The sequence below is a fragment of the Nostoc sp. genome, from assembly GCF_036917615.1.
Classification (GTDB): Bacteria; Cyanobacteriota; Cyanobacteriia; order Cyanobacteriales; family Nostocaceae; genus Nostoc.
In genome coordinates this window covers 1-12,318 of sequence record NZ_JBALCZ010000060.1, presented here as the reverse complement: position 1 = coordinate 12,318, position 12,318 = coordinate 1, and the positions used below count along the sequence as shown (strand labels likewise).

The following is a 12,318-nucleotide window of genomic DNA, read 5'->3' as shown; positions in this document are numbered from 1 at the left end:
TATCTTCCTTGAGAAAGATATATTCTCAAAAATCATTTAATTTTCACGGATAAATCTAGACTAAACTAGCTATAGTTTGATTTTTTAACTGAGTGAGCAAATTATACTCGCTGGTGCGGCTTTAAGCAAAGCGGGTATAAAATGGAAGTTTTCATCTGAAGCGGCATTGGAAGATTTAGTCCTGTCCTTTTACAAGCTCTTGTTGATTTAGCACTTACCAAGCATTCGTGAGAGGTTAAGGTAAGATACCCTTTGTCAATAAGCAATAGTACTTAAAATATTGCTTTGAATCGGGGTTGGAAACACAATTTTTGAACAGGCGATGCCGTACCCCTACAATACAAGCAAGCGGGAGCAGAGCGTCTGGTAGAGTTGGCGGGCTGACGCTCCTGCGTCGCTAACGCTACGCTATCGGTGAGGCGTAATCTTAATACGTATCATTCATTCTTGCCTGATCAGTTTAGTACAATAGCTAATTTAATACCTCTGTATTTCTAAATTTTCAGCATAATTTCTAATTGACAAAGGTAAAATTATCTTAACCTCTCACCGATGCTTATCAAGTGGCTTGCTAGAATTTGACCATCTGGAAATAGCTGTTTGGGAGAGTACTGGAATACGCTCTTTAGTTGAAGTGCGATCGCTCAACGAGTTTGCTGTAGGTATCGCTACTCATTCGAGTTAACCAATTCCCCGTTTACAATCACAATCCCCCACTGCTCAAAATTCGCCAATAAATTCTTGATCACAATCTCTAAACCCGGATCATCATTCCAGCACCAGAGCAAGTACTCGAAAAAGTGGATTTTCTCGCCAAATGTCAGCAATATTGAGCTTTTCCAGTCTTTGAGTCCGCAATGCAGTTTATGACCAGAGGCGAAGCAGAAATCTAAATTTTTATTATATTTAGCGAACAAACTTAAAGGCAAGAGTTGCATCTATAGGGCCACAACCCGATATATGCGGGTATTTGATTTGCGATCGCTCCACTTCTTCTGCTTGTTCTGGGCGTTCTGGGGCAAATGGGGCCTTTGCCCAAATTCCAATATCAGACAATGAGGCGATGTTAACGTCAGATGGAGGAATCGGGAGTGTCGGATCAGCTATGCCGACTAAGGGAACTTCTCCAGTTTGCAAATAGCACTCAGAATTCCCAGTAGCTCTGACCCAATTACCTCGAAATTAGAGCATCAAGAAAAATCGCCTTGTTGTTTTTTGAGGCTAAATTCATTGTTAAGTAATATATAAATAGTCTTAATTAATCAATCTAAAAATTCTTGCTATACAGGCTAATTTTTGCTTTTTTTTAAAATTTAAATTATTAATATAAATCCTGATTAGTTTGCTAAATTGCAGAAAATATATTGGTAATTACTTGAGCATTTATGAGAAATTTTGGGATGTGTTGGTGAGTCACCTAATCAGCTAAATTATTCAGTTTACCGAACTCATCAAATCTTCATCTATTTGAAGTGGAGTTTATCTTTTATAGGAAAAATAATGGGAATAATAAAATAAATCGGATTAAGCAAATTAGTTAGCTATGAGCCAAATATGTGCTATCTCCAAAACCTGTGCTTGTCGCAATGTTACACGCTGCCGGACTAAGGAAGCAGGCAGGCTCTTTCTCTGGTTTCCCGTTCCACATACCCTGAAAAAAGTCACCTCCTACCTACAGCAGTTTGCCCTTAAGTATGAACTGATGCATGAGCGACCAGGTTTGAGTTTGGACTGTAGACCCGGAGAGTCGCTAGAAATTGCCCGTAACCTGGCCCAACTACTTGCACCGAGAGAATTAAAAGAGACACAAGTCCTTTTCATGCGAGGCGCTATCCAACCTCAACTCCACGATTTTAGTGACATAGCCTCATTACAACGCTTCATTAAGTTCAACCAATCCGACTGGCTGGTTGAAATGCTAGCAACAGAGCGATTCACCAGTTTCTTCCAACCCATTGTCTCAATTAACGATACATCAAAGATTTTTGGATATGAATCGCTCTTGCGGGGGCTGGATGAACAAGGCAATTTAGTGCTACCGGGAGCAATTCTGGAGTTAGCAACCGAAGCCGGACTCCTACCACAACTCGACCAAGTTGCTCGCTTCAGCACAATTACTCAAGTCAAGCGCTATCAAGTGAGTGGGCACATCTTCATCAATTTTGCACCAACGTCACTTTATGACCCAGCTTTTTGCCTACGTAGTACGGTAGAGGCAATTGATGCTGCCGGCATTTCCCATGAGCGGGTTGTTTTTGAAGTCGTGGAGTCAGACAATCCTCAAGATTTAGCCCACCTCAAAACAGTGCTTCAATACTACCGGGATGCTGGGTTTTTAGTCGCCCTTGATGACCTCGGTTCTGGCTATTCCAACCTAAACTTGTTGCATCAGTTACGTCCAGACTTTATCAAGCTGGACATGGAGTTAATTCGAGATGTGCATCAAAACCTTTACAAAGCCTCGATTACCGAGAAGCTTCTAGAGATTACTCAAAAGTTAAATATCCAGACTGTTGCTGAAGGAATTGAGTGCATTGAGGAACTGAACTGGCTGCAAGAACGAGGTGCAACTTTTGCTCAAGGCCATTTGATTGCTAAACCCAGTGCAGTGCCTGTCACTACAACCCCTTACTTTGCTCCGCTCCCGTTAATAGTATCAGCAAATTGTCAGGTGGTTGAGGAGCAGGTTGAACACCAAAGTGAGTCTGAGCGAATTGTCGCGGCTGTGACGCAGCGCATTCGACAATCGTTGGAGTTAGACGAGATTTTGCAAACCACAGCAGCCGAGGTGCGACAACTATTTGAGGTAGACCGAGTGGTGATTTACCAGTTTGAGCCAGACTGGAGTGGTTTAGTCGCTGTAGAATCCTTAGCAGAAGGATGCATGTCCATTCTGGGATTTCACGTTATGGACACGTGCTTTCAACCTAGCCGTGCAGCTTACTATCAACAAGGTAAGACCAAAGCGATCGAAGACATTGAAACTGCGGGACTATCCCCATGTCATATTGACCTCCTGCGGAGTTTAGAAATCAGGGCAAACCTTATCGTGCCCATTTTGCAGCAAGAGCGTTTGTGGGGACTATTGATCGCTCACCAATGCCGTCAACCCAGACAATGGCAGCAATCGGAGATTAACTTGTTTAACCAGTTAGCAAGTCAAGCTGCGATCGCTATTCAGCAATCAGAACTTTACCACCAATTACAACAAGCAAACCAGGAATTACAGCGCCTTGCCTGTTCGGATGGTCTAACCCAAGTGGGAAATCGACGCTGCTTTGATGAGACGTTTAACGCACAGTGGCAACGGTTGGCACGAGAGCAAGGTTCGTTATCTTTAATTTTGTGTGATGTCGATTACTTTAAGCTTTACAACGATACGCATGGACATCTGGCAGGAGATGATGCACTCAGACAGGTTGCCAAGGCAATCTCTCAGACAGGTAAACACCCCGCTGATTTAGTTGCTCGTTATGGTGGAGAAGAGTTTGCAGTCATCTTGCCGAATACTGATATCGAAAGGGCTATTACAGTTGCAAGAGATATTCAGACCAATGTTAGTGCATTACAAATGCCTCATCCGCATTCTCATGTCAGTGAATTCATTACGCTAAGTCTTGGTGTCGCAACCATCACTCCTCATAGCAAATTATCTCCTGCAACCTTAATTGCTGCTGCTGACCAGGGACTCTACCAGGCAAAAGCACAAGGAAGAAATTGTGTAGTGCAGATGGATTGTGAGGATGCTGACCGAATAATTAAGTAGATGGGTGTAAATAAATATAATATGGACTGTCATTGCGTTCGCGTAGCGTCTCGTAGAGAGGAACGTCGTTCCTCCTCGCAATAATAAGCTGCCCTTGCTTTAATTTGCACAACTAGGGCGGGCAAGATCCCATTGGTGTTAAGTTAAGAAAAATAGAAACTGCCATTGATGGAAAAAGCAATCAAAAAGTTGCTTAACCATTTAGGTAATAGTAAAAACCATTGAGCATTTCAAGCACTACATAAAAACTACATAAATATAATGAAACAAGAAAGTGCAGAAGTTTAAAAAATTTTTAACTTTCTACATTTTAAACTTCTGTGAAAATCTCAGGAATTATGGAGTTTGAAGAAAACACCGCCTTTAAGCGATCGCGTCTCAGTTCCATAACTACTGACTGTGAGTGATCGCATTTCATTAAATTTTCAATATCCTTCAGCTCTTGGCTAAACCTGTAGACTTCTTGGACATTTGGATCATCTGGACAGAGTTCATAAGCCCAATAGCCTAATTGATAAATATCTTCAAATCCTAAATCCCGATTTTGGAACCCCTTTATTAATATTTCTACGCAAATGTCTGACACAATATTACGTAGACGTTGATACTGAGATTTATTAGGACGTTGGACAACTTCTTCAAATTTATTATTTTTTAATAAATTGTCAATTAATTCTAATTCTCGGTTAAATTCAATTCTCTCAATTAAGTCAATGACAATAGGATTTTGATTGTCAATTTCTTGAATTTTTTGTAGTTCTATCATGGCTGTTGCTGATGAAATTTGTTCATTAGCAATTTGTTCGCGTATTTGTTCCGCCTTATACTCAGCTAAATTCTACAGGTTTATTTTCTAGCCAAGGCACATCTTGAAGGCTAGGATCTTCAGTTATATTTGCCAACGCTGTTGATAAGGAAAATATCAAATTTAACAGCTTTATAGGTTCAGTTTGAGGAAGATAATAATTTGCTACTGCCAAATTATGTAATGTAGTAATATTAGGCTGTGAAATCCAGGCTTTTTCAGCTTTATCGGCAATAATCCTCCAGTCTTTACCTTGCCATAGTTCTGCTTCTAAACGTGGCTGAATATATTCGTTGAGATTTTGCTCGACTAAAGGATCGAAACCAAATTTTTGGGTAAATTGTGTACTTTCTGTTTTAGCATTCTCCCAATTCTCAACCTTTACCAGCTGCTCTATATTCTGTAGTCTTAGCAGGCGTTGACGTTGGGAAAGGTTTTTGATAATTTCTCGTTGCTTGGCAATGTTAGCAGTAGTCAGCCCTTGCCATTCTTTATAAGCTACCTGTAAATTTTCTTGTTGGGCGTAGGCAAATCCCCGCAAGTAAGCAGCTTGTTCTCCAGGCACAGTCTCTAGGTGAGTTAGTGCGGTTGCCCATGCCTGAGTTTTAATTGCCACAAGTGCTAACCGGATTTTGCAGTATGTATTGGGCAAGAGCAATTTAGCATTTTTATAAAGAGATGCAGCCGCCTTAAAATCACCCACTTTTTCTGCTGCTAGCCCTTGGCGAAACTGTTCTCTTCCTTTAAGTGTTTGTTGTAGCTTTTGGAGTAAATCAAGTCCGTCAGAACGAGAAAAGTTAATCAGGGCATTTTTTAACAGTGCGATCGCTCCCTGTAATCTTCCTTCACTTTGAGCTTGTTGCACCTTCTGGAGAGTGGCGTAGTAAATTTCTTCTTGTTGGATTTGGGCAACACTTGCAGCGATCGCCTGTTGTAGAGACTCAGTAGAATAAAGCTTTTCAGCCTCTCGGTAAACTGCGATCGCATTTTTATAAAACCGATTTTCTGCTTGAGACTGTGCCTGTGTCACTAAATTCAAAAACTGCTGTCGCCGTTGCAGTTCTTGTTGGTACTGCTTAATTACCCGCGATATGCGATCATCGTGGAGAATTTTGGTACAGCGCTGATAAATGGCGAGCGCACTTAAGAGTACTTGCGTTTCTAAAGGGTCACCCGTATCTTGCTTGAGAAGGGTTTTGGCATTAGCAGCTAGTTTATCTACTTCTGCCACTTGATAGCGCCACTGCTTTAGTTGCTGAGTAAGATTGTCTAATAGCTTACCCAGTAGCAATTGATAAATCAAACGCTCCCAAAAACCTGGTTTCTTAGACCAGACAGCGAGAGCTTTTTCTGCAATAATGACTGCTTCTGGCAAGTGTTTATTTTGGGCTAATTGTGCTGCTTTTTCGCTGGCTTCTTTAGTCTGTGGTGCTTGCTTCTAGGCGTCAACAATACCCACTCCCAGTAAAGTTTTACTTAAAGCATTCAAGCTATTAAGGATACTCATCAAGCGCTTTCCTTGCAGTTGGGAATTTTTAACACATCCCCTACGTCTATATCATCTTCTCGTCCTTTGAGTCGCTGCAACTACCTGGGTAGTGTGTAAATTATCTCTGATGTATTTAAGACTCACTGCCACATCAAACCTAAATTTCTAGGCCAGCAGCCAGTACCTATCCAAAGATTACAAATACAAATAGCAAATACTACAGAAAATCTACGTAAATATCACATAACAAGAAAGTGCAGAAGGTAAAAGAATTTTTTACCTTCTGCACTTTGATTTTCTGTGAAAATCTCACGAATTATAGAGTTTGAAGAAAACACCACCTTTAAGCGATCGCGTGTCAGTTCCATAACTACTGACTGTGAGCGATCGCAAATTGTTAAAAAATGGTTTGCCTAAGACTTCCACTAGTTTGAGAATCGGTACTTGACGCTCTAACAAATTCTGGCTCTTTGTCCAGTCAAGATATATATAGCCTTGGTTCGGTAAGGGAATTGCAGCGATACTATCTTTGAAATTGGGATTATCAATTATGGAATTATCCTTGGTTGTGAGAATTTCATTCATTGTTTCTAAGTCAGAGGTGAAAATTTCGTAATTTCCTAAAGTTGTATGCAATCCCTGCACTTTTGTTTCAATGCTGAAAGATGCTCCTTCTTTGACATCACTTTTTTTTGTAGCCGTAGTTAACTCTGTCCAAGCGGAAATTTTTTGCTTATCTATAGTCAGAGGACTGATGCTGAGTCCCTTGGATGAGGCGATCGCATCCAAACGCGCAATACCTTGTTCTACACTCTCGGATTTTTCCACCACAAAAATCCAATTAGGGGTTGTTTGCTCTTTCTGGGGTAACAATGCTATGGCATATTCTCCCTGTACCCAACTGAAAATATCCTCTGGGAAGTTTATGCTCCAACGTTTTTGAATATCCGCTAAGGGTTTTGCTAACCGAGAAACCACATCTTCCTCAGAACCATATATGGTTGCTGTTGCTTGTCTCCAGAGTTTGGCTAAATCACTGTTACCCAAATTACTCAAATTTGAGCCAGAAATTGCCAAGCCTGCTGATGCTGGAATATACTGCAATGCTCCCACAGGTTTAGATAGTGGTGTAGATGGAGGGACAATTTCCGATGAAGTCAGAAAGGTACTTTCTGCTAGCAATCCTTTGGGGTTCAACGCCAAGGATATGATTTGGCTGTTATAAAGTTGTTCTGGTAACTCTAACCCTTGCCATTTTGCCACAATGGGAAGATTCAAGAAAGCTACAGCTAAACCCCTTTTGGGCAGTTCTTTGGTAGCTTTTTGGTATTCAGACGAACTGCTCAAATTCAGATCGGGCGCTTGGACGTTATTGATAGCATCTCGCAGCACCTTCGGATCATTGGCAAATAACACAAAGCCTTCACCGATCACAGCACCTGCAAGCAAGTCTTGTTCTGGTTGAGAATTGTCAGAAATCAGCTTTACGCCTTTGTATTGTTCAACAGCTAAGTTTGCTCCAGCTAAGGCCCGTTTAGAAAACAATAACTCGACAAACTCGCGGCTTTTCTCCGGTTGCTTAGTTGCTAGTGCTAACAGATACCCTGGCTGCTGTCCGTTTTCTCGGTCGCGATCAATATCTGAAGTGGTGATCGCTAATGTAATTTCGTCCCCTAACCAGGGTTGAATGTCTTGTTTGTAATCTATGCCACTCTTGGCGAATAAACTGGTTTTGAGTTTAGATAGTTCCTCTTCCCGCTCCAGCGCCTGCAAACGATCAGGATTCGCCAGCAATGAAACCATTACAGGGGACAGTTTCGACACGAATATGGCTGCATCAGGCCCAGAGGTAGAAGCAATCAGGTTAGCCGGACTTTTGGCGAAAAACCAGTAAAAGCCAGCGATCACAAGCACTAGCAGTGCGATCGCACCTGCGACGAAAAAACCGATAAATGAACGTTGCCTATTCACATTAAACCTATTAAAAAAGACAATTTACAGCCATTTAAGCAGAAAGCCCAGCCTTTTTATGAAGAGGACACACAGAGAGGGGAAGACGCAAAGAATAAAAATGTCCCCGTGTGATCATGATATCCCCGCGTCCTTTTGAGAATGGATGCTCATGCCAAGGCAGAGATTTTCTGTCACCATTAATAGTATTAGGACTGTTTACACAAACCTGATGACAGGGAACTCTTTTAGTCAACCCATGAACCAAATTAGTGTAGAAGAACTGGCACAACGTCTATCTTCTAGCGATGCAAGTATTCAGCTAGTAGATGTACGCGAACCACAAGAATTAGCGATCGCTAGCATTAAGGGCTTTGTCAACTTACCTTTAAGTCAATTTGCCGAATGGGCAGATCAAGTACCTACTCTCTTCAATCCTCAAGCTGAAACCCTAGTGCTATGCCACCACGGCATCCGCTCTGCCCAGATGTGTCAATGGCTAGTTGTTCAAGGTTTTACAAATGTTCAAAACATTTCAGGTGGTATTGATGCCTACTCCTTATTAGTTGATCCTTCAATTCCCCAGTATTAATTTCTGACTGAATCCATGACTCAGCTGGGACTTACTCTTCCAGCTGGCTTCTGCTATTCTAAAAATAGAACTGTATCAAATTAGAGTTTTGAGGGTAAAGTTTACACCTTTCGCTAGTGAGTATATATTCACGGAGCTTTTCGACCCAAACATATCAGCTATTCCAGAAAAATACGTATTCAATCATACTGTTATCAGTTGAAAGTTATGCAAAAATACTGTTATTAGTATAACTAATGGCAGCTTTTGCAGTCCAAGCCTAGCTCCTATTTCAAGCGCACTCTCAAAAAATGCTGGACGTAAACTTTAAAAATACTTATTATTATACAAGTGTATAATTTGCTATCTTAATTAATTATTAATAATCTCTGTTTGCGATCAAATACAGAAATTTTTTCAGAGTTTGATTAAAATTTGCCTTCAGTAAAACATGCCATATGGAAGTCCAGTTAACAAATCGACAACAGCATATACTTTGGGCAACGGTACGTCACTATATTGCGACAGCAGAGCCTGTTGGTTCAAAAGCTTTGGTTGATGAGTACGACCTGGGTGTAAGTTCAGCCACAATTCGCAATGTGATGGGCGTTTTAGAAAAGTCTGGGTTACTTTACCAACCACATGCCTCTGCTGGACGTGTACCTTCAGACTCAGGCTATCGCATTTATGTTGACCAGCTAATTACACCTTCTCTGCGAGACGCTACGCGTAGCTTGCTTCCACGAAGTGGTACCGAAACTTTAGGGCGAGAAGTAGAGGTGGCAATGCAAAAGCGTCTCCAGTGGGAAGATTGGAGTTTAGAAACCCTACTGCAAGGAGCCGCGCAAATTTTAGCAACCTTGAGTGGTTGCATTAGCTTGATCACTATGCCGCAAACAACTACAGCGCTAGTGCGACATCTGCAATTAGTGCAAATAGAAGCCGGAAGGATCATGCTGATTGTGGTCACCGATGGTTATGAGACACATTCCAAATTGATGGATTTGTCGCCAGTACCAGAGGAAACACAACGCGATCCAGAGGTAATTGATCGCGAGTTGCAGATTGTTTCTAACTTTTTGAATAGCCACTTACGGGGGCGAAGTCTGTTGGAATTAGCCTATCTTGACTGGAGTCAACTAGATCAGGAGTTCCAGCGCTACGGCGAATTCTTGAAAAATTCAGTAGCCGAATTGACTCGTCGCACTCTTGCGCCGACTGCAACACAAATTATGGTTCGGGGTGTGTCAGAAGTTTTGCGCCAGCCGGAATTTTCCCAGTTACAGCAAGTACAAACGATTATCCACCTGCTGGAAGAAGAACAAGACCAACTATGGCGATTAATATTTGAGGAACCAGAACCGGAGGATGTGGGTAAACCAAAGGTGACGGTTCGCATTGGCGCAGAAAATCCTCTAGAACCGATACGCACCTGCACCTTAATTTCTTCCACCTATCGCCGAGGTTCGATAGCAGTAGGAAGTGTAGGAGTCTTGGGCCCAACGCGTCTAGATTATGAAGGTGCGATCGCAGTCGTGGCATCTGCTGCTGATTACCTCTCAGAGGCTTTCAGTTATTTCAATCTCTAATAGCGACTAATCGTATTATGGTGATGTCTGGAGAGAAGCTGCTACGTGTTTAGACAAAAGAATAATACCATAGCAGGCAGATAAGCCCAATTTATATTGGGAAAATCAATAATTAATACTTTTTAACTCTTATATGGTTAGAAAAATTGCCTTTGGCGTGCTGTGGCTGGGATTCACTACCTATGCTTTTTTCCTCGCTCCTCCTGAGCAACCTGGTACATTCGAGTTAATTAAAAACCTTTCTACTGGCCAGTGGCAAGGGATTAACCCGTTAGTCATAGCACTATTCAACCTCATGGGTATCTGGCCTCTGATCTACAGTGCAGTAGTGTTGATTGATGGTAGAGGGCAAAAAATACCTGCTTGGCTATTTGCGATCGCCTCTTTCGGAGTCGGGATATTTGCCTTGTTACCCTACTTAGCCCTTAAGGAACCAAATAATAAGTTTGTCGGTAAAAAGAATGCCTTGTTTAAGCTGCTAGATTCTCGTGTGACTGGGGTTGTCTTGACTGTAGCCACGGCTATTCTAGTTGCCTATGGTTTAACAGGAGGAGATTGGGGTAATTTTGTCCAACAGTGGCAAACTAACCGCTTCATCAATGTGATGAGTTTAGATTTCTGCCTACTTTGCCTATTATTTCCGGTATTACTAGGGGATGATATGGCGCGTCGCGGTTGGAAAAATCCACAGATGTTCTGGTTAGCAGCTTTGATACCGCTATTCGGGCCATTGATTTATTTATGTGTGCGTCCACCTCTACCAGAAATGGGCGTAGAGGCAATACCCAGTCAGCAGCCAGCTGCAAATTAAAGCAATTTTTAATTCGTAATTAAAGATAGTTTCAGTCGGGGTCTAAATCCCCAACTGAAAGAACAATCACGTACATACGTACCCCTATTCTTAAGCAAGCTAAGGGCAGCGTTCTACAAAAAGGGGGATTTAGACTCAAAAATTACTAATTTATAATTCGTAATTATGTTAAATGCACGCCATCTAAAGATGATGAATAGAAAAGTTGCATTGTGGTTACTATGGGTTGGATTTATCGCCTATATTTTACTGTTAGCACCGCCCCTGCATTTAGAAGAAACGCTAATGCTACTGAAAAATATATTTATTCTTCAGTGGCTTGCTATAAATCCAATTATCCTTTCCTTGTTTTCTCTGGTGGGCATCTGGCTACTAATTTACAGTGGTTTGTTATTCATTGATGGCAGGATGCAACGGATTCCTTTTTGGCCTTTTGCCTTGGCATCAATAGGGTCAGGAGTGCTTGGTATCTTACCTTATTTGGCTTTTAGTGAACCAAATCAAGAATTTTCTGGACAAAAAGATGCTTTTTTACGGCTGCTAGATTCTCGTTCTTTTGGGATTGTTTTGAGTTTAAGCACTGTTGGCTTGCTCGCCTATGCGTTTGCCTTAGGTGACTGGGGAGATTTTGTCCAGCAGTTTCAAGGCGATCGCTTTATTAATGGGATGAGCTTGGCATTTTGCCTTTTTTGTCTTTTATTCCCCACAATCCTTGCCCATGATATGGCTCGTCGCCACTGGAATAATCCCCAGGTGTTTTGGGCAGTAGCGTTTGTCCCGCTACTTGGGCCACTTGCTTATCTTTGCTTGCGCCCGCCCCTACCATCAACTATTCCTGAAGAATCGCTTGATAGCTAATCGGTAATAGATTTCTTCTATTTATCACCGAGGTTCAATGCCAGGAGGAAGTGTGGGAGTTTTGGAGGCAACCCACCTAGATGATAAAAGTGCGTAGGGTAGCCCGCACTTCTCTACGAGACGCTGCGCGTAGCTTGCTTCCACGTTTGCGGAGCGTTCCGTAGGAAAGTGGTACGACAAGCTCAGTGATCATCGTAGATATCCCTCTCATCACTACTGTTGATTACGCAAAGTCCCCTTTTTCAGTGAGTTGGGAATTTTCTACTCCGGTGCGTAAATCCCAAGAGAAAATTTTTTCTGAAAGTACTTTACAAAACGCAATAAATTATTTAAGATGTGTAACAGGTAGTGAAACCTACCTAATTCATTCACAAATAATCGCATTTATAAAACAATGACAACAGCCTTACAACGTCGCGAAAGCGCCAACGTATGGGATAGATTCTGCGAGTGGATCACCAGCACCAACAACCGGATCT

General features: G+C 41.8%; 9 protein-coding genes. 5 read left to right on the top strand and 4 right to left on the bottom strand.

The genetic code is table 11. The features are described 5' to 3' along the window. Nucleotides 1-906 precede the first annotated feature (906 nt). On the bottom strand, nucleotides 907-1,137 hold the full coding sequence (locus V7K85_RS20485; RefSeq protein ID WP_334816005.1) for a hypothetical protein: 231 nt from the start codon (nucleotides 1,135-1,137) through the stop codon (nucleotides 907-909). A gap of 406 nt (nucleotides 1,138-1,543) precedes the next feature. On the opposite strand from V7K85_RS20485, the gene V7K85_RS20480 reads away from it, so the two are divergent. After that, nucleotides 1,544-3,766 carry an EAL domain-containing protein gene (locus tag V7K85_RS20480; RefSeq protein ID WP_334816003.1) on the top strand — a complete coding sequence of 741 codons (2,223 nt, stop codon included), beginning with the start codon at nucleotides 1,544-1,546 and terminating at the stop codon, nucleotides 3,764-3,766. A gap of 310 nt (nucleotides 3,767-4,076) precedes the next feature. Here V7K85_RS20480 and V7K85_RS20475 read toward each other — a convergent pair whose 3' ends face one another. The 3 genes from V7K85_RS20475 to V7K85_RS20465 all read right to left on the bottom strand — a co-directional run bounded on the left by V7K85_RS20475 (nucleotide 4,077) and on the right by V7K85_RS20465 (nucleotide 8,031). Continuing rightward, nucleotides 4,077-4,532, bottom strand: coding sequence for a hypothetical protein (locus tag V7K85_RS20475; RefSeq protein ID WP_334816001.1), 456 nt, complete (start codon nucleotides 4,530-4,532; stop codon nucleotides 4,077-4,079). 61 nt (nucleotides 4,533-4,593) lie between these two features. Then, nucleotides 4,594-5,946: a hypothetical protein gene (locus tag V7K85_RS20470; RefSeq protein ID WP_334815999.1), complete on the bottom strand. Its 1,353-nt coding sequence runs from the start codon at nucleotides 5,944-5,946 to the stop codon at nucleotides 4,594-4,596. A 423-nt stretch (nucleotides 5,947-6,369) separates the two neighbouring features. Continuing rightward, the gene (locus V7K85_RS20465; protein WP_334815997.1) at nucleotides 6,370-8,031 is read right to left on the bottom strand and encodes a DUF3352 domain-containing protein; all 1,662 of its coding nucleotides are present in this window, start codon (nucleotides 8,029-8,031) and stop codon (nucleotides 6,370-6,372) included. 211 nt (nucleotides 8,032-8,242) lie between these two features. On the opposite strand from V7K85_RS20465, the gene V7K85_RS20460 reads away from it, so the two are divergent. The 4 genes from V7K85_RS20460 to V7K85_RS20445 all read left to right on the top strand — a co-directional run bounded on the left by V7K85_RS20460 (nucleotide 8,243) and on the right by V7K85_RS20445 (nucleotide 11,839). After that, nucleotides 8,243-8,602: a rhodanese-like domain-containing protein gene (locus tag V7K85_RS20460; protein WP_334815995.1), complete on the top strand. Its 360-nt coding sequence runs from the start codon at nucleotides 8,243-8,245 to the stop codon at nucleotides 8,600-8,602. 437 nt (nucleotides 8,603-9,039) lie between these two features. Beyond that, complete coding sequence (gene hrcA, locus V7K85_RS20455; protein WP_334815993.1) at nucleotides 9,040-10,170, top strand: heat-inducible transcriptional repressor HrcA; 1,131 nt, start codon at nucleotides 9,040-9,042, stop codon at nucleotides 10,168-10,170. A 133-nt stretch (nucleotides 10,171-10,303) separates the two neighbouring features. After that, entirely contained in the window at nucleotides 10,304-10,981 is a 678-nt protein-coding gene (locus V7K85_RS20450; protein WP_334815991.1) for a DUF2834 domain-containing protein, read from the top strand. Between the two features lie 192 nt (nucleotides 10,982-11,173). Next, nucleotides 11,174-11,839, top strand: coding sequence for a hypothetical protein (locus V7K85_RS20445; RefSeq protein WP_334816298.1), 666 nt, complete (start codon nucleotides 11,174-11,176; stop codon nucleotides 11,837-11,839). Nucleotides 11,840-12,318: the final 479 nt, after the last annotated feature.